16 protein-coding genes are annotated in these 17127 nt (G+C 64.8%); 10 read left to right on the plus strand and 6 right to left on the minus strand.

What is annotated here, in order from left to right:
* Position 1: 1 nt before the first annotated feature.
* Positions 2-1189, minus strand: coding sequence for an MFS transporter (locus ACVWWJ_RS19775; protein ID WP_456969179.1), 1188 nt, complete (start codon positions 1187-1189; stop codon positions 2-4).
* Between the two features lie 128 nt (positions 1190-1317).
* On the opposite strand from ACVWWJ_RS19775, the gene cls reads away from it, so the two are divergent.
* Positions 1318-2727: a cardiolipin synthase gene (gene cls, locus ACVWWJ_RS19780; RefSeq protein ID WP_456969180.1), complete on the plus strand. Its 1410-nt coding sequence runs from the start codon at positions 1318-1320 to the stop codon at positions 2725-2727.
* 51 nt (positions 2728-2778) lie between these two features.
* Positions 2779-3546, plus strand: coding sequence for a carboxylesterase family protein (locus ACVWWJ_RS19785; RefSeq protein WP_456969181.1), 768 nt, complete (start codon positions 2779-2781; stop codon positions 3544-3546).
* Between the two features lie 190 nt (positions 3547-3736).
* On the opposite strand, the gene ACVWWJ_RS19790 is transcribed toward ACVWWJ_RS19785, so the two are convergent.
* The 5 genes from ACVWWJ_RS19790 to ACVWWJ_RS19810 all read right to left on the minus strand — a co-directional run bounded on the left by ACVWWJ_RS19790 (position 3737) and on the right by ACVWWJ_RS19810 (position 8343).
* Positions 3737-4132 (minus strand): hypothetical protein, encoded by a 396-nt coding sequence (locus tag ACVWWJ_RS19790; RefSeq protein ID WP_159891714.1) that lies wholly within the window; start codon positions 4130-4132, stop codon positions 3737-3739.
* 30 nt (positions 4133-4162) lie between these two features.
* The gene (locus ACVWWJ_RS19795) at positions 4163-5350 is read right to left on the minus strand and encodes an MFS transporter (protein ID WP_456969182.1); all 1188 of its coding nucleotides are present in this window, start codon (positions 5348-5350) and stop codon (positions 4163-4165) included.
* Between the two features lie 106 nt (positions 5351-5456).
* Entirely contained in the window at positions 5457-6476 is a 1020-nt protein-coding gene (locus ACVWWJ_RS19800; protein ID WP_159891718.1) for a Gfo/Idh/MocA family oxidoreductase, read from the minus strand.
* A gap of 15 nt (positions 6477-6491) precedes the next feature.
* Positions 6492-7484: an inositol 2-dehydrogenase gene (gene iolG, locus ACVWWJ_RS19805; RefSeq protein WP_456969183.1), complete on the minus strand. Its 993-nt coding sequence runs from the start codon at positions 7482-7484 to the stop codon at positions 6492-6494.
* Positions 7477-8343, minus strand: coding sequence for a MurR/RpiR family transcriptional regulator (locus tag ACVWWJ_RS19810; RefSeq protein WP_159891721.1), 867 nt, complete (start codon positions 8341-8343; stop codon positions 7477-7479). The genes iolG and ACVWWJ_RS19810 overlap by 8 nt, the downstream gene beginning before the upstream one ends.
* A gap of 199 nt (positions 8344-8542) precedes the next feature.
* Here ACVWWJ_RS19810 and ACVWWJ_RS19815 point away from each other — a divergent pair, with 199 nt between their 5' ends.
* From ACVWWJ_RS19815 to iolB, 8 genes are read left to right on the plus strand one after another with little or no spacing between them, the layout of a single operon-like run.
* Positions 8543-9586 carry a sugar ABC transporter substrate-binding protein gene (locus tag ACVWWJ_RS19815; protein ID WP_159891723.1) on the plus strand — a complete coding sequence of 348 codons (1044 nt, stop codon included), beginning with the start codon at positions 8543-8545 and terminating at the stop codon, positions 9584-9586.
* Positions 9587-9608: 22 nt separating this feature from the next.
* Positions 9609-10742 (plus strand): ABC transporter permease, encoded by a 1134-nt coding sequence (locus ACVWWJ_RS19820; protein WP_456969184.1) that lies wholly within the window; start codon positions 9609-9611, stop codon positions 10740-10742.
* A gap of 10 nt (positions 10743-10752) precedes the next feature.
* On the plus strand, positions 10753-11544 hold the full coding sequence (locus ACVWWJ_RS19825; protein ID WP_159891727.1) for an ATP-binding cassette domain-containing protein: 792 nt from the start codon (positions 10753-10755) through the stop codon (positions 11542-11544).
* 13 nt (positions 11545-11557) lie between these two features.
* The gene (locus tag ACVWWJ_RS19830; RefSeq protein ID WP_456969185.1) at positions 11558-11956 is read left to right on the plus strand and encodes a PfkB family carbohydrate kinase; all 399 of its coding nucleotides are present in this window, start codon (positions 11558-11560) and stop codon (positions 11954-11956) included.
* Positions 11865-13529 carry a bifunctional 5-dehydro-2-deoxygluconokinase/5-dehydro-2-deoxyphosphogluconate aldolase gene (locus ACVWWJ_RS19835; RefSeq protein WP_456969744.1) on the plus strand — a complete coding sequence of 555 codons (1665 nt, stop codon included), beginning with the start codon at positions 11865-11867 and terminating at the stop codon, positions 13527-13529. The genes ACVWWJ_RS19830 and ACVWWJ_RS19835 overlap by 92 nt, the downstream gene beginning before the upstream one ends.
* Positions 13526-15409 carry a 3D-(3,5/4)-trihydroxycyclohexane-1,2-dione acylhydrolase (decyclizing) gene (gene iolD, locus ACVWWJ_RS19840; RefSeq protein ID WP_456969187.1) on the plus strand — a complete coding sequence of 628 codons (1884 nt, stop codon included), beginning with the start codon at positions 13526-13528 and terminating at the stop codon, positions 15407-15409. The genes ACVWWJ_RS19835 and iolD overlap by 4 nt, the downstream gene beginning before the upstream one ends.
* A complete protein-coding gene (gene iolE / locus ACVWWJ_RS19845) occupies positions 15406-16314 on the plus strand; it encodes a myo-inosose-2 dehydratase (protein WP_456969188.1) in 909 nt (302 codons plus the stop codon). The genes iolD and iolE overlap by 4 nt, the downstream gene beginning before the upstream one ends.
* Positions 16311-17108 carry a 5-deoxy-glucuronate isomerase gene (gene iolB / locus ACVWWJ_RS19850; RefSeq protein WP_159891735.1) on the plus strand — a complete coding sequence of 266 codons (798 nt, stop codon included), beginning with the start codon at positions 16311-16313 and terminating at the stop codon, positions 17106-17108. Before iolE ends, iolB begins: the two co-directional genes overlap by 4 nt.
* Positions 17109-17127: the final 19 nt, after the last annotated feature.

A 17127-nucleotide genomic window follows, 5' to 3' on the forward strand; every position in this document is an offset into this window, starting at 1 on the left:
GTCAGGCGCCTTCGGCCACCGCATGCACGGGGCGGCGGCGTTCGAGCGCAACACTGGCCATCGTAGCAAGGAGGCCCGCCACCGTGACCGCGGCACCGGTCAGGCTCACCGTCGGCATCGAATAGCCGGCGGCCAGAACGGCGCCGCCAAGCCATGCACCGCCGGCGTTGCCGAGGTTGAAGGCGGCGATGTTCAGCGTGGACGCCAGGTTCGGTGCGTCACCTGCGACATGCACCACACGCGACTGCAGCGGGGCGATCGTGGCGAAAGCGGCGATGCCCCACAGGAACACGGTGACGATGGAGGCGACCGTCGAGTGCATCGTCCAGGCAAAGGCGACCAGCAAGGCGGTCAGCACGACCAGGATGCCCATCAGCGACGGCATCAGCTTCCAGTCCGCCAGGCGGCCACCGAGCATGTTGCCGATGGTGGTGCCCAGGCCGAACAGGACGAGAACGGCGCCGGTCCAGTGCGGGCTGACATGCGACTGCTCCTGCAAGATCGGCGCGATATAGGTAAACACGGTGAACACGCCACCAAAGCCCAGTACGGTCATACCCAGCGCGATCAGGGCCTGCGGTTCGCGCAGCACACGCAGTTCGCGACGCATGTCCGGTGCCTTCAGGTCGGGCAGCGTGGGAACGAAGCGATACACGCCCAGCGCGGCGATCACACCCAGCGCCGTCACAGCCCAGAACGTTGAGCGCCAGCCCGCCCACTGACCAAGGAAGGTGCCGAAGGGCACGCCCAGCACATTGGCCAGCGTCAGGCCGGCGAACATCAGGGCGATGGCGCGGGCACGCTGGTTGGCCGGCACGAGATGGGCAGCTACGACGGCACCGATACCGAAGAAGGAACCGTGACAGAAGGCCGCCACCACGCGCGCCACCATCAGCACGTCGTAATTGGGCGCGATGGCACACAAGGCGTTGCCCAGGATGAACAGGCCCATCAGCAGCAAGAGCGCGTGCTTGCGCTCCATCTTCGCGGTGAAGGCTGCAAGCAGGGGCGCACCGACGGCTACGCCCAGGGCGTAGCCGGACACGAGCATGCCCGCGGAGGGGATGCTTACCTTGAGGTCGGAGGCGACTTCCGGCAGCAGGCCCATGATCACGAACTCGGTCGTACCGATCGCGAACGCGGCTACTGCCAGTGCCAGCAAGGGCAGGCGGGACGGAGAGGTGTTCATGGGTTAGGCTCGTTGGAAAGCGATAACGTGGATTGTCCGCCCCAGGCCCCTATGTACATACTCCCGCACGCGACAAAGACTCTTGCCGCAGGATTGAAGATCGGGGTGGGTAGCCCATGATCGGGTCAATGATCGCCATCGCCGCGCTGGCCCTCCACGTGGCCGGCATCTTCGCCGCCATGCACGCGGTCATGCATACGCGTACGGCCCAGGGCGCCTTCGCCTGGGTGCTCGGTCTGGTCTTCCTGCCGTATGTGACCCTGGTCCCGTACTTCTTCCTGGGCGCCAGCCACTTCGGCGGCTATGTGGATCTGCACCGGCAGCGCCAGGCCCGGTTCTTCCTGCTCCACGAAGAGACCCCGCATCCGGCTCACCCCGGATTGCTCCCGGTCACCACCCCCGTCAACGACGAACGCTACGAAGCCATCGGCAACATGCTGAAGACGGCGATGCATGGCGGCAACGGCCTGTCGCTGCATATCGACGGCGAGGATGCGTTCAAGGCGATGTTCGCGGCGATCGCACGCGCCGAGCATTACGTGCTCGTGCAGTTCTTCATCATCCACGACGACGTGCTTGGCCGGCGCCTGCGCGATGCGCTGGTCGAGCGGGCGGCAGCTGGCGTCGAAGTCTGCCTTTTGTATGACGGCATCGGCAGCCACGACCTCCCCGCCAGCTATGTCGAATCGCTGCGCCGTGGTGGCGTCACCGCGCACCGGTTCGCCACGCGGCGCTGGCGCAACCGATTCCAGCTCAACTTCCGGAACCACCGGAAGGTGCTCGTGGTTGACGGCATACGCGGCTTCGTCGGCGGCCTCAATGCCGGCGACGAATACCTTGGTTCGATGCCACCCCTGTCGCCATGGCGCGACACACATATGGAAATCGAAGGCCCTGCCGTGGCAGACCTGCAACGCGTTTTCGCCGAGGACTGGTACTGGGTCACCGGTGAACGCCCGCCCTCGTCGCCACCGCCGGAGCGCTGTGGTCGCGCGAATACGATGATCGTCGCCACCGGCCCCGCAGACCGCCAGGAAAGCTGTTCGCTGTTCTTCACCCAGGCGATCCACGCGGCGAAGCAGCGTGTCTGGATCACCACGCCTTACTTCGTTCCCGACCAGGCCGTGTTCGGCGCCTTGCGCCTGGCCGTGTTCCGCGGCGTGGACGTACGCATCCTCATTCCCTGCCGCCCGGACCACCGCACGGTGTTCATGGCCTCCACGCTGTACGCGCACGAAGCCACGATGGCCGGCATCCGCATGTTCCGTTACCAGCCTGGCTTCATCCACCAGAAAGTGATGCTGGTGGACGACGACACCGCCGTGGTCGGCAGCATGAACATGGACAACCGCAGTTTCCGGCTTAACTTCGAAATCACCGCGTTGAACGTGGACACGACGTTCGCCGGCGAGGTGGAAACCATGCTGATCCACGACTTCGCGCAGTCCGAAGAGGTCAACGAAAACGACTACAAGCGCCTCGCCTACCTGCAACGCGTCGCGCTACATGTAGCGCGCCTCTTCGACCCGGTGTTGTGATGCTCCCACAATAGCCAAACATCGAACCGCAACCAGATCAGGACACCTGACATGCTTCGCACCCTCGCCTTCCTCACCGCCATGGCCACGGCCGGCGCCGCGTCCGCCGCACCAGCGCAGTTCGTCGAGCGCAGCGTCGACCTCTACGGCAAGACCTACCGCTACCAGGTGTTCGTCCCCGCAGATGTGGAAGGCAAGCATCCTGCCGTCGTCATGTTTCTTCACGGCAGCGGCGAGCGCGGCGATGACAACCAGGCGCAGCTGTCGCAGGGTTTGCCGCCATGGCTGAAACAGCACACCGACTTCCCCGCCGTCGTGGTCATCCCGCAGGCGCCGAACGACACCGAGTGGACGGACAAGGCCGACGCGGACATGGCGCTGGCCGCGCTCGAGAAAAGCGTGAAGGAATTCCACGGCGACCGTAAGCGCCTCTACCTCACCGGCTTGTCCATGGGCGGTTTCGGCTCGTGGCAGATCGCTGCCGACCATACGGGGATGTTCGCCGCCGCCGCCATCATCTGCGGCGGTGTCGAGCCGCTACCGGGCGATGGTCGCAACCTCTATGTCCACGGCGTACCGAAAGGCAGCGACGCCTACGACTGGGTGGCGAAGAAGATCGGCAAGCTCCCGGTGTGGATATTCCACGGCGGCGACGACAATGTGGTGCCGACCGAACAGTCGCGCCGTATGAACGCAGCGCTGCTCGCGCGCAAAGCGGAAGTGAAGTACACCGAGTTCCCAGGCGTGAATCACGGCTCGTGGGAGAAGGCGTATGCGACGCCGGATTTGTGGGAGTGGATGTTCAGCCACAAAACCTGAAGCGGCGTTACTTGTGGGAGCCGGCGTTACTTGTGGGAGCCGGCTTTACTTGTGGGAGCCGGCTTTACTTGTGGGAGCCGGCTTTACTTGTGGGAGCCGATTCATCGGCGATCCCGCGGCAGCGGGCCAGGTTGCCGCAAGCACCCAATCGCCGCTGAAGCGGCTCCCACACAAAGCCAAAGCCAATGCGTTATTGCGAACGCATGCCCGCCAGCAGGCGCTTCATCCCACCCGAGAACATCGCCCAACCAAGGCAGGCGCCGATCAACGCGCCGACGATATCGAAGAACACGCGCAGGCCGATGGCGTCAGGATCGTGCACCGCGGCCAGCTTCAGCTGCAGCAGCGTCAGCGACTGCAACGGCGCCATGGTGAAGTAGAGCAGGTCCCACATGTCCTGGCCGCCACCGATGGCGACCGAGATGACGAAGGCGATGGAGATCTCCTTGCCATCGCTCCAGCCGTTGCTCTTGCCGACGAAGGCATGGAGCAGAAGGTAGACAACGATCCCGACCAGCAGCGCGATGCCACCCGATTCGAGGGCACCGAGAACGCCAAAGTCCATCCAGCTGCGATCGTACGGCATGAAGAAAACTCGTCAGGGATCAGACCGGCATTATGCCCGTGCGTCGGCCCTTTGATCGCGCGGCGGCGCATCGCGGCCGAAACGCAGGTACAGCGACACCGAGAGGATCGCCGCGGCGAGCGAGGTAAAGCCGGCGGCCAGGAAGATTGCCGGGTAGTCGTACAAGCCTGCGATCCAGCCGCCTACCGGGCCGGTCAGGCCGAGCGCGACGTCCAGGAAGACCGAATACGCGCCGAGTGCCGCGCCACGGTTATGTGTACTGACCCGGCTGACCGCTTCCACGCCCAGTGCGGGAAACACGAGGGCAAAGCCCGACCCGGTCAACGCGGCGCCAGCAAGAGCAGCGTGCGGCGTCGTCCCCAGCCAGAGCAGGATCAGGCCCAGGCATTCGACCACCAGCGAGACGATGGCCACGCGATAGCCGCCGAACCGGTCGATCGCATTACCGAAGATCAGGCGAATGCCGATGAAGCAGCCACCGAACACCGAGAGCGAGAGTGCCGCATCCGACCAGTCACGGCTGGCGTAGTACAGGGCCACGAAGGTCGACAACGAACCGAAGCCGATCGAGCCCAACGCCAGGCCAATGCCGTACGGCATGACACGCGTGAGCACGCTCTTGAACGGCAGGCGTTCGCCATGGCTGGGCGCGACCCGCGCCTTCATCAATGCCAAAGGCAGCGCAACGAGGCCGAGCACGAAGGTGAGGATGCCCAGCGAAATGAATCCGTGGTCCCGCGCCAGCATCACGCCCAGCGGCGCGCCGACCGCGATGCCGCCGTAGGTAGCGATGCCGTTCCAGGAGATCACCCGCGCCGTGTGCTCACCGCCGATGCCGCCAATGCCCCAGGTGATCGAGCCGGTGCTGACCCAGCTTTCGGCGAAACCCAGGCCGAGACGGCTGAGCAGGATGAGGGTGAGCGACAGGCCCGGCATTTTCGGGACGATGGCACCGAGGGCCAGGAACAGACCGGAAATCGCCAGCACCACGAGGCCGGCGACCACCGTCCGCTTTGGCCCCATGGCGTCCGCCATGCGCCCGGCGTGAGGCCGGCTGAGCAGGGTCGCAAGATACTGCGCACTCACGGCAAGCCCTGCGACGATCGTGGAATAGCCCAGATCCAGGTGTGCGAACCCCGGTAGCACGGCCAGCGGAATGCCGATGCAGAGGTAACAGACGAAGGAGAAGACGACCGAGGAAAGGATGCGCGCGGTCACGGCGAAGCGCCGGCCGCGGGTGGGAACTAGGGGAGGTAAGGACATGGCCGTGGGATTATACCGTGGGCTTGCTGCGGTGCGTCATTCGCGGTTTATGAAGGGATTTTCATGAGTCCAACAAAACCGGCTGCCCGCTCTGCAACGATTCCCGCAACGCAATCGCAATCCGCGTCGCCTCCACCGCGTCGTCCATCGTCAGCTCGAATGGCGTGTCATCCAGCACCGCATCCACGAAGTGCTTCGCCTGGGTCACGAACGCCGGGGCGAATCGCTCGTAAAACGACGGAAGGACGGTATTGCGCACGCCATTGGCATCGGCAATCTCCACGCGATCGACACGCGGATTGCGGCCAACGCTGACGCGCCCCGCCGTACCCGTGATGTCGGTGTGCGTGTCATGCCCGTGTGCCTGCGTGCGCGAGGCATAGAACATCGCCATGCGGCCGCCTTCGAACTCGACGATGGCAATACCGTTGTCCACATCGCCCAGGGCTTCGAGCGGCGGATACATCGCCACCGTGCCCGCCGAATAGACCTTCTTCGCCTTCGGCCTGCCGAGCAGCCAGCGCGCAAGATCCACATCGTGCACGCTGCAGTCGAGGAAGATGCCACCGCTGGTCGGTGCGAACTTGAGGAATGCACCACTGGGATCAGCAAGGTCCGTGGTCTGCGAATACACCAGGAACGGGCGGCCGATACCACCCGCCTCGATGTGCTGGAACGCATGCCGGTAGCTTTCGTCAAAGCGACGGACGAAACCGACCATCGCGCGCTTGCCGGCCTTCGCCGCATGCGCAGCGGCATGGCGGCAGTCTTCCAGTTCAAGCGACAACGGCTTCTCACAGAACACATGCTTGCCTGCATCGAGCGCGGCTTCAATCTGCGCCGCATGCAACGAGGTCGGCGTCACCAGAAAGATCGCATCCAGCGAGGGATCCGCCAGCATCTCCTCGTACGAGGTGTAGATGGTGGACACGCCGAGCGTGTCGCGCGCCCAGGCGCGCTCACTCTCGACGGGGCTGCACACGGCAGCCAGTTCCGCCCGCGGTATCGCGCGGGCGAGATTTTCAGCGTAACGCTGGCCGAGCCGGCCGAGGCCGGCCAGGCCGATGCGTAGGGAAGTCATGGATGATGCTCCGGGTCAGATGTTCACGGCCACGGCCTGGCCTTCACGCCAGGAGCGGGCGGCAGCCTCGGCCAGTTCGAGCGCCTTGATGCCATCGGCGATGGTGGTGCGCACGGGAGTGCCCGCGACCAATGCATCGAAGAAATGGGCAATTTCCGCGGCATACGCTTCGCGATAACGCTCGAGGAAGAAATGTTCCGGGAGATCGTGGGCGATGTTCTTCGACGTATGCGACACGACCTGGGTAGGCGCGACATTGCCTGCCTGGAGCATGCCCTTGCTGCCGAGCACTTCGAAGCGCTGGTCGTAGCCGTAGGCCGCGCGGCGCGAGGTATTGATCTGGCAGAGCTTGCCGCTCTTCGTGCGGATGGTCACCGCGGTCGTATCGATATCACCCGCGGCTTCGATCGCCGGATCGGTGAGGCAGCTACCGGTGGCATGCACGCTGACGGCTTCGTCGTCGAGGATCCAACGGAAGATGTCGAAGTCGTGGATCAGCATGTCCTTGAAGATGCCGCCCGAGCTCTTGATGTAACTGACCGGCGGCGCGCCGGGGTCGCGGCTGGTGACGATCAGGATTTCCGGCATGCCGACCTCACCTTCCACCAGGCGCTTCTTCAAGGCGGAGAAGGTGGGATCGAAGCGGCGCTGGAACGCGATCATGCAGACCACGCCGGCTTTCTCCACGGCGGCCTGGCAGGAACGGGCGCGCTCCACGTCCAGGTCCACCGGCTTCTCGCAGAAAATCGCCTTGCCCGCGGCGGCGGCGCGATGGATCAGGTCGGCGTGGGTGTCGGTGCTCGAGCCGATGACGACGGCGCCAACGGCCGGATCGTTCAGGGCCTCGTCGACCGTGGCGACCTTCGCGCCATGCTTGTCCGCAAGTTCCTGCGCCGAGGGCGCGTGCACATCAACCACGTAACGCAGGTGCGCTTCCGGGTGGCGGGCGACATTGCCTGCGTGAATCTTGCCGATGCGACCGGCACCAAAAACGGCAACTTCAATCATCGTATTCTCCTCGGGGAAGGGTTTCTTCAACTGTGAGTTCGAGCCGGTAGGCCAGCGCGACGAACAGCGCCTGGCACAGGCACATGGTGCTGGTGAGACCGCGGAACGCGAACGCGCTCCCCTCCTTCACCTTGAGCAAAACATCCGAATGGCGGGCTAGCGGGCCGAGATCGCTCTCGGTGATGGCAAGCACACTAGCCTTGTGTTGTTGCGCGACGCGCATCGCGTACAAGGTTTCTTTCCCGAAGGGCGGAAAACTGATCGCGATCAGCGCATCGCCTTTGCCCATGCTGCGCAATTGCTCGCGAAACATGCCACCCAGGCCGTTGATCAGGTGGACGCGCTTCTGCGTGTGCTGCAGCGCATAGGCGATGTAAGTGGCGATCGCGAAGGAACGACGCACACCCATCACGTAAATATTTTCGGCCGTGGCGAGCATGTCGACGGCTTTCTGAAAGCGCGTCTCGTCCAGCTCGTCGGCCAGTTCGTCCAGGCCGGCCCGGCTGGCATCGATGAAGCGCGAGGCGATCTCCACCGCCGGCATGGCCGACGCCCTGTTCTTGATCACACTGCGAATGCGCTGCTGGTAGCTGCGCGACGGCGAGGTCTGCGCAGTGAAGGCATCGCGGAACAGCGACTGCATCTCGGTGAACCCGGAATAGCCAAAGCGCTGGGCGAAGCGGACCACCGCCGACGCATGCACCCCGCAGCCTTCGGCAATCTCACCGACGCGCTGGACCATGATCGAACTCCGATGTTCCTCAAGGTACCGGGCCACCCCCTGCAACTGGCGCGGGAGGGCCTCGAACTCTTCGGCGATGCGCTGCATGAGGGCATCGGCTTCGCTGCGTTTGGCCATCACGAGCTCCATTGGGGACCGGGCGCATTGAAGCACGCGATGGAATGAATTTTCCATTTATTTTTTTGCTGCAATGCAAATTGCAACCGTGGAATGGCAGGTCCATGCTCGGTCCGCTTTCGGCAAAAAACGGCGTTAAACCGCCGCGTCGCGTTCGACACCCGTCCGGCCGGTAGAACCGGTCTCCTGTGGAGGCACTATGCGATCCAAACTGATTCACGCCACTCTGGCTGCAGCCCTTGCCCTCGGCCTCGGCCTCGCTGCCCCCGCCTCCCAGGCGGCCCCGGGCGACCGTTATGTCCTGGTTACCCATGCCGCAGACTCCGACTCCTGGTGGAACACCATCAAGAACTCGATCAAGCAGGCCGGTGAAGACTTCGGGGTCGATGTCGACTACCGCGGTTCCGGCAATGGCGACCTGAGCGAAATGGCCCGCCAGCTGGAATCGGCCGCCGCCCGCAACTACCAGGGTGTCGCCTTCGATATCGCCAGCTTCGCGGTGCTCAAGGCTCCGGCCGCCAAGGTGTCGGCCAAGGGCATTCCCATCGTCACGATCAACTCGGGCACGCCGGACGAGAGCAAGAAGCTCGGGGCGATCATGCACGTCGGCCAGGGCGAGTACGACGCAGGCAAGGCCGCGGGTGACCGCGCCAAGGCCGCCGGCGTCACCAGCTTCGTCTGCGTGAACCACTACGCCACCAACAATGCCTCGTTCGAGCGCTGCCAGGGCTTCGCCGATGCGATCGGTGTGAAGGACTGGCGCAAGACCTCCATGATCGATACCGGCATGGATCCGACCGTCGTCGCCAGCAAGGTCAGCGCGTACCTGCGCAGCAACCCGAAGACCCAGGCGATCCTGGCCCTCGGCCCGAATGCTGCCGAACCGACCATCAAGGTCGTCAACGACATGCATCTGGTCGGAAAGATCAACTTTGGCACCTTCGATCTGTCGCCCGCGATCATCGCCGGCATCAAGTCCGGAACCATCCAGTACGCGATCGACCAGCAGCCGTACCTGCAGGGCTACATGGGCGTCGCCGCGCTGGTGATCGCGCATGACCAGAAAACCAACGACCCGGCGAAGATCATCGCCACGCTGAAGGCCAACCCGAAGTTCCAGGCCCGCCTGAAGCAGTACGACCTGCATCCGGTCTACACCGCCACGGGCGTGAGCTCGGGTCCCGCGTTCGTCACCAAGGACAACGTGGCGACGGTCGAGAAATACGCCGGCACGTACCGCTAAGCGACAGGAAGGACCAAGAGCCATGAGTGCCATCAACCAGAGCGTTACCAACATGACTGAAACGAAACCCACGGACGAACGCGTACGCAAGCTGTCACCGTGGCGCATCCTGCTCGACCGGCCCGAACTCGGGTCCATCGCGGGCACGGTGCTCGTCTTCGCCTTCTTCGGCATCTTCGCCGGCGGCTCGGGCATGTTCGCGCTCGATGGCATCATCAACTGGGCCCAGGTGGCCGGCTACCTCGGCATCATCGCCGTGGGCGCCTGCCTCCTCATGATTGCCGGCGAATTCGATCTGTCGATGGGTTCGATGATCGGATTCGCCGGTGTCATGGTCGCCATTCCCCCCATGTACCTCGGCTGGCCCCTGTGGGCCGCGGTGATCTTCGCCTTCGTCGGCTCCATGGCGCTGGGCGCACTCAATGGCTACCTGGTGGTACGCACCAAGCTGCCGTCGTTCATCGTGACATTGGCCTTCATGTTCATCCTGCGCGGCCTGACGCTGGTGCTCTCGACCAGCTTCGCCAACAGCACCATCGTCAGCGGCATCGGCGACAAGTTCACCGACGACCCCGTTATCTCCGCCTTGTTCCAGGGCACCACCTTCCATTGGCTGTTCAATGGCCTGGCCAGCATGGACCTGATCACCAAGCTACCCAGCGGCGATCCCGTCGTCGGCGGCCTGCCCAAGGTGCTGGTGTGGTGGATCGTCATGGCGCTCGCTGCCGGCTTCGTCCTTGCCCGTACGCGTTTCGGTAACTGGATCTACACCGTCGGTGGTGACTCCAACGCTGCGAAGAACGTCGGTGTGCCGGTGCGCCGCGTGAAGATCTCCCTGTTCGTCCTCACCGCTTTCTGCGCCTGCCTGTTCGGCGTGCTGCAGGTGGCCGATGTCGGCTCCGCCGCGGCCGATCGCGGCCTGCAGAAAGAGTTCGAAGCGATCATCGCCGTGGTCATCGGCGGCACCCTGCTCACGGGTGGCTTCGGCTCGGTCATCGGTGCCTGCTTCGGTGCACTGATCTTCGGTGTCGTGCAGATCGGCATTTCGTATACCAATATCGATTCCGACTGGTACCGCGTCTTCCTCGGCGGCATGTTGCTGCTCGCGGTGCTGTTCAACCACTACATCCGCAGCCGTGCTGCGGCGACGAAGTAGGAGCGCCACCATGGCCGACGATTACATCCTCGAACTCGACGACGTCAGCAAGTTCTTCGGTACCGTCATTGCGCTGCAGGGTGTCACCCTGCGCCTCAAGCGCGGCGAAGTGCATTGCCTCCTCGGCGACAACGGCGCGGGCAAGTCCACCCTGATCAAGACCCTGGCCGGCGTACACCAGCCGAGCTCGGGCTCCTACCGCGTGGACGGGCAGGAAGTCCGCTTCAACTCGCCGCGCGAAGCCCTCGACCGCGGTATCGCCACGGTCTACCAGGATCTCGCACTGGTTCCCCTGATGAGCGTGGCGCGCAATTTCTTCGCCGGTCGCGAACCGCGGAAGATGCTGTTCGGTGTCATTCCCGTCATCGACATGAACTACGCCAACGAGACCGCGCGCGACAAGCTGAGCGAAATGGGCATCCGCGTGCGTGATGCCAGCCAGCCGGTGGGCACGATGTCCGGCGGCGAGCGCCAGTGCCTCGCGATCGCCCGCGCCATTCACTTCGGCGCCAAGGTGCTTATCCTCGACGAGCCCACGGCCGCGCTCGGCGTGAAGCAGTCGTGCAACGTGCTGAAGCTGATCCACCAGGCGCGCGAACGCGGCATCTCGGTGATCTTCATCACCCATAACGTGCACCACGCCTACCCGATCGCCGACAGCTTCACGCTGCTCAACCGCGGCCAGTCCATGGGCACCTTCTCCAAGAAGGACATCACCAAGGAAGCCGTGCTCGACATGATGGCCGGCGGCACGGAGATCCAGAGCCTGGTCGACGAACTGGAAGGCCGCAACGCGGCCTGATCACGGAACCCTTATGCGAAGCCCCCTGCCCCGTTCCTCCTCCCGCCCCATCGACGTTGCCTGCCTCGGCCGGCTCGCGGTGGATCTCTACGCCCAGCAGATCGGCGCCCGTCTTGAAGACGTGACCAGCTTCGCCAAGTACCTCGGCGGCTCCTCGGCCAACGTCGCCTTCGGCACAGCGCGGCTGGGCATGCATTCGGCCATGCTCGCCCGCGTCGGCGACGATCATATGGGTCGCTTCCTTACCGAGACGCTCGCCCGCCGAAGGCAGCGACGTCAGCCAGATTCGTATCGACCACGAACGCCTGACCGCGCTGGCCATCCTCGGCATCAAGGATCGCGAGACCTTCCCGCTGCTTTTCTACCGGGAAAACTGCGCCGACATGGCGCTGACCGCCGACGACATCGATGAAGCCTTCATCGCTACCTGTCGCGCGCTCGCCATCACCGGCACGCACTTCTCCGAGCCGGGCGTGCATGCGGCCAGCTCGCGTGCGATCGAACTGGCGCGCAAGCACGATGTCCGCACCGTGCTCGACATCGACTACCGCCCCGTGCTCTGGGGCTTGACCGGCCGCGGTGAAGGCGAGCAGCGCTTCGTCGCCGCCGACCACGTCACCCGTCACCTGCAGGCGATTCTTCCCGGCTTCGACCTCATCGTCGGCACCGAGGAAGAGTTCCATATCGCCGGCGGCAGCGAAGACCTCATGGCCGCCCTGCGTGCCGTCCGCGGCATCACGGCGGCGACGCTGGTGGTCAAGCGCGGCGCGATCGGATGCAGCGTTATCGAAGGAATCATTCCTTCGAATATCGACGAGGCGCCGACGTATCGTGGCAGCCGCGTCGAAGTCCTCAATGTGCTCGGTGCCGGCGATGCCTTCCTCTCCGGTTTCCTCACGGGTTGGCTGAGCGGCGAAACCGTCGAACGCTCCTGTGCCTTCGCCAACGCCTGCGGCGCCATCGTCGTCTCGCGCCACGGCTGCGCACCCGCCATGCCCAGCCGCGCCGAACTGGATGCCTTCCTCGCCCGCGAAGGTGGTATTCCGCGCCCGGACCTGGACAAGGAGCTCTCCCACCTGCATCGCACCTCGGTGCCGCGCAAGCACTGGGACGATCTCTACGTGTTCGCCTTCGACCACCGCACGCCGTTCTTCGAACTCAGCCGCGATGTCGGCGGCGACGAGGCGAAGATTCCGCGACTCAAGGAACTGCTCGTGGAGGCCGTGGCCGCCACCGAGCGTGCCGGCCAGCTGCATGGCCATATCGGCCTGCTCGCCGACGACCGCTACGGCCAGGATGCACTTAACTCGGCCAGTGGCCGGGGTTGGTGGATCGGCCGGCCGGTCGAAGTGCCCGGCTCCAATCCGCTGGAATTCGAGCGTGGCCGTTCCATCGGTACGCAGCTGGTGAGCTGGCCGAAGGAGCACGTCATCAAGTGCCTGGTCGCTTTCGACCCGAATGCAGAGCCCATGCATCGCGTGGAGCAGGAAACGCAGTTGCTGGCCCTGTATGACGCCGCGAAAGTCAGCGGCCACGAGTTGCTGCTGGAGGTGATTCCGCCCGGCTGCAAGGATGGCGCGCATCGCGACGAGCTGGTGCTCCGCTCGATGAAGCGCATCTACAACCTCGGCATCCGTCCGGACTGGTGGAAACTCTGCCCGCCGCGCCGCGAGGCCTGGGGCGCGATCGACGCCCTGATCCACGAACGTGATCCGTACTGCCGTGGCGTGCTCCTGCTCGGCCTGAACGCGCCGGTGGAAACGCTTGCAGCCGGGTTTGCCGATGCCGCCGACAGCAAGACCGTCCGCGGCTTTGCGGTCGGCCGCACGCTGTTCATCGAGCCGGCCTCGGCGTGGCTCGCCGGCAGCATCGACGACGCCACCCTCGTCGCCCAGGCCCGCGCGGCGTTCGAGCGGATGATCGCCCTATGGCGTGACGGACGGCGCACGCCGGACCAGCGCGTGAAGGAAGGCGCCGCCGCATGAGTGCGACCATCCGCCTAACCACTGCCCAGGCACTGATCCGCTACCTGGCCGCCCTGCGCGGCCGCGATGCGGATTCCGACGAATCGGCGCCGTTGTTCGGCGGCGTTTTCGCCATCTTCGGCCACGGCAACGTTGCCGGCATCGGCGAAGCGCTGTACGAAGCCCGGGACCGACTGCCGACCTACCGCGCCCACAATGAACAGGCCATGGCGCACGCCGCCATCGCTTATGCGAAGACGAACATGCGTCGTCGCATGATGGCCGTGACGACCTCCATCGGTCCCGGTGCCACCAACCTCGTCACCGCTGCGGCGCTCGCCCATGTGAACCGCTTGCCGGTATTGCTGCTTCCGGGGGACATCTTCGTGTCCCGCGCGCCGGACCCGGTCCTGCAACAGCTCGAGGACTTCTCTGACGGCACCGTCTCGGTCAACGACACGCTGCGGCCAGTCTCGCGTTACTTCGACCGCATCGTTCGGCCGGAACAGCTTCTCGTCGCCCTGCCGCGTGCGATCCGCGCATTGACCGATTCCGCGCTCTGCGGTCCGGTGACCCTTGCCCTCCCCCAGGACGTGCAGGCCGAAGCCTGGGATTTCCCGATCTCGTTCTTCGAGCCGCGGGAAATCGTGTTCCGCGCGCCGCAGCCGACGGACGACGAGTTGATGTACGCACTCGACGCCATCGAGGCGTCGGAGCGCCCGGTGATCATCGCCGGCGGTGGTGTCCTCTACGCTAAGGCATCGCTTGCCTTGCTCGACTTCGCCGACAAGCACGGCGTACCGGTATGCGAAACGCAGGCCGGCAAGGGCGCCCTGCCCTGGAATCATCCGCTGCACCTCGGGCCGGCGGGTGTGTCCGGTTCATCCTCGGCGAATGCCCTGCTCCGCGACGCCGACCTTATCATCGCGGTCGGCACGCGCCTGCAGGATTTCACCACGGGGTCGAATGCGCTGTTCGCCCACGTGCCGATTCTCTCGGTGAATGTGAACGCCTTCGACGCATTGAAGGGTGAAGGTCTCGAAGTGATCGGCGACGCTCGCCAGGTCCTCGACGACCTCAGCTTCGGTCTCGAAGACTGGGCCGCCCCCGACGCATGGACCAGCCGCGCGCGCGACGCCGCCAGTGAGTGGGTGCACGTCGTATCGCGTATCACCGAACAGCGCAGCGCACCTCCCGGGCGCCTGCCCTACGACGGCGAAGTGATCGGTGCCGTACAGCGTTCCTCGTCGCAGTCCACGATCAACGACATCGTGCTCTGCGCCGCCGGCACCCTCCCTGCCGAACTCGAGAAGCTGTGGCGCACGGAGACCCCGGGCGGCTACCACATGGAATACGGCTACTCGTGCATGGGTTACGAGATCGCAGGCGGCCTCGGCGCCAAGATGGCGGCGCCCGAGCGCGAAGTCATCGTCATGGTTGGCGACGGCAGCTACCTGATGATGAACTCCGAGATCGCCACCTCAGTGATGCTGGATGCCAAGCTCATCATCGTGCTGCTCGACAACCGCGGTTACGGCTGCATCAATCGCCTGCAGCAGGCCACCGGCAGCGCACCGTTCAACAACATGTTCGACGACTGCGTGCAGGGCCGGCATGGCATGCCGATGATCGACTTCGCCGCCCACGCCCGCTCGCTGGGTGCGATCGCCGAGCACGTTGCCGACATCGCCGGGCTCGAAGCCGCCATGGAGCGGGCCCGCGACGCCGACCGCACCTATCTCATCAGCATCGATACCGACCACACGCGCACGACCGAAGAAGGCGGCGTATGGTGGGAAGTGGCGGTGCCGGAAGTTTCCACGCGGGAAGCCGTGCGCGACGCGCGCGCGGGCTATGAATCCGCCACCGTGGGCCGCAAGGCCAGGAACACGCCAGCATGAAGAACGATCCCATCCGCATCGGCATCAATCCGATCTCCTGGAGCAACGAGGACCTTCCGTCGCTCGGTGGCGAGACACCGCTCTCGACCGCGCTTAGCGAAGGCAAGGCCATCGGTTACGAGGGCTTCGAGCTCGGCAACAAATTCCCGAAGGACCCTGCCGCCCTGCGCGAGCTGATGGCGGGCTATGGCCTCGACGTGGTCTCCGGCTGGTACAGCGGCCGCGTCGCCGCGCGTTCGGCGAAGGAAGAGATCGTCGCCGTGGAAGACCATTTGCACAAGCTCGCGGAGAACGGCTGCAAGGTCATGGTCTACGGCGAAGTCGCCGACGCGATCCAGGGCGAGCCGCATCCGCTCTATAAACGTCCGCGCTTCCGCACGGCAGACGCCTGGAAGCGCTACGGTGACAACCTCACCGAGTTCGCGAAGTTCACGTTGTCGCGCGGCGTACGCCTGGCCTACCACCACCACATGGGTGCGTATGTCGAATCGCCGGACGATGTCGACCAGCTCATGGCACACACCGGCGAGGATGTCGGCCTGCTGTTCGACAGCGGTCATACGTATTTCGGTGGTGGCGACCCGCTGACCGTGCTGAACAAGCACATCGACCGGATCTGCCACGTCCATTGCAAGGATGTACGTCCCGGCGTGGTGCGCATGGCGCGCAACCGTCACTGGACCTTCCTCGAATCCGTGCTCAATGGCGCCTTCACCGTGCCTGGCGATGGATGCATCGATTTCGCCGGCATCATCGACCGGCTGAAGAGCCACGGCTACAAGGGCTGGCTGGTCGTCGAAGCCGAACAGGATCCTTCGGTCGCGCCCAGCTTCGAATTCGCCGAGAAGGGCTACAACACGCTGCGCTCGCTGCTCGACGGCGTGCCGGTGCGGGAGGTCGCATGAGCCTGCTGGTCAAGGCCGCCGCCAAGGGCGAGGCCATCGTTCGCGTCACGCCGGAATCCGCGCAGTGGAAGCACGTCGGTTTCGAGGCGCGTCGTCTCGCCGCGGGCGAGACCACCGAGATCACCCTGCCTTCGGATCGCGAGGGCTGCCTGGTGATACTCACCGGTACGGTGGATGTCGCCGTCGGTGGTCACGACTGGAAAGGCCTGGGTGGTCGCGAGAGCGTCTTCGAAGACCGTTCCACGCATGCCATCTATGCCCCACCCTCGTCTGTCTACAAAGTCACCGCGCAAACGGACGCCGAGCTCGCCATCGCCTCCGCGCCAGCCAGCGGCCGCCTCGACGTTCGCCTGATCGAACCCGGATCGATGAAGCGCTCCGTTCGCGGCACCGGAGCCAACACACGCTACGTGTGCGACGTGTTGCCGGAAAGCGAGCAGGCTGAATCGCTGCTCGTGGTCGAAGTCCTCACGCCCGCCGGCCACTCCTCCAGTTATCCGCCGCACAAACACGATACCGATGCACTGCCGGAAGAAAGCGTGCTCGAGGAAACCTATTACCACCGCATCGACCCGCCGCAGGGCTTCGCCTTCCAGCGCGTGTACACCGACGACCGCGACATCGATGAATCGATGGCCGTCGGCGACCACGATGTCGTCATGGTGCCGCGTGGTTATCACCCTGTCGTGATGCCCCACGGCTACCGCGGCTATTACCTCAATGTCATGGCCGGTCCCCGCCGCGAGTGGCATTTCCGCAACGATCCCGCCCACGAATGGATGATCGCGCGCTAGACGCCGATCGGAGTAACCA

It is taken from the genome of Luteibacter sp. HA06 (assembly GCF_054061215.1).

What these genes read in the sequence shown, in the direction of transcription:
- ACVWWJ_RS19775 (WP_456969179.1), bottom strand. Translation starts at nt 1,189, where the DNA reads ATGAACACCTCTCCGTCCCGCCTGCCCTTGCTGGCACTGGCAGTAGCC.
- cls (WP_456969180.1), top strand. Translation starts at nt 1,318, where the DNA reads ATGATCGCCATCGCCGCGCTGGCCCTCCACGTGGCCGGCATCTTCGCC.
- ACVWWJ_RS19785 (WP_456969181.1), top strand. Translation starts at nt 2,779, where the DNA reads ATGCTTCGCACCCTCGCCTTCCTCACCGCCATGGCCACGGCCGGCGCC.
- ACVWWJ_RS19790 (WP_159891714.1), bottom strand. Translation starts at nt 4,132, where the DNA reads ATGCCGTACGATCGCAGCTGGATGGACTTTGGCGTTCTCGGTGCCCTC.
- ACVWWJ_RS19800 (WP_159891718.1), bottom strand. Translation starts at nt 6,476, where the DNA reads ATGACTTCCCTACGCATCGGCCTGGCCGGCCTCGGCCGGCTCGGCCAG.
- iolG (WP_456969183.1), bottom strand. Translation starts at nt 7,484, where the DNA reads ATGATTGAAGTTGCCGTTTTTGGTGCCGGTCGCATCGGCAAGATTCAC.
- ACVWWJ_RS19810 (WP_159891721.1), bottom strand. Translation starts at nt 8,343, where the DNA reads ATGGCCAAACGCAGCGAAGCCGATGCCCTCATGCAGCGCATCGCCGAA.
- ACVWWJ_RS19815 (WP_159891723.1), top strand. Translation starts at nt 8,543, where the DNA reads ATGCGATCCAAACTGATTCACGCCACTCTGGCTGCAGCCCTTGCCCTC.
- ACVWWJ_RS19820 (WP_456969184.1), top strand. Translation starts at nt 9,609, where the DNA reads ATGAGTGCCATCAACCAGAGCGTTACCAACATGACTGAAACGAAACCC.
- ACVWWJ_RS19825 (WP_159891727.1), top strand. Translation starts at nt 10,753, where the DNA reads ATGGCCGACGATTACATCCTCGAACTCGACGACGTCAGCAAGTTCTTC.
- ACVWWJ_RS19830 (WP_456969185.1), top strand. Translation starts at nt 11,558, where the DNA reads ATGCGAAGCCCCCTGCCCCGTTCCTCCTCCCGCCCCATCGACGTTGCC.
- iolD (WP_456969187.1), top strand. Translation starts at nt 13,526, where the DNA reads ATGAGTGCGACCATCCGCCTAACCACTGCCCAGGCACTGATCCGCTAC.
- iolE (WP_456969188.1), top strand. Translation starts at nt 15,406, where the DNA reads ATGAAGAACGATCCCATCCGCATCGGCATCAATCCGATCTCCTGGAGC.
- iolB (WP_159891735.1), top strand. Translation starts at nt 16,311, where the DNA reads ATGAGCCTGCTGGTCAAGGCCGCCGCCAAGGGCGAGGCCATCGTTCGC.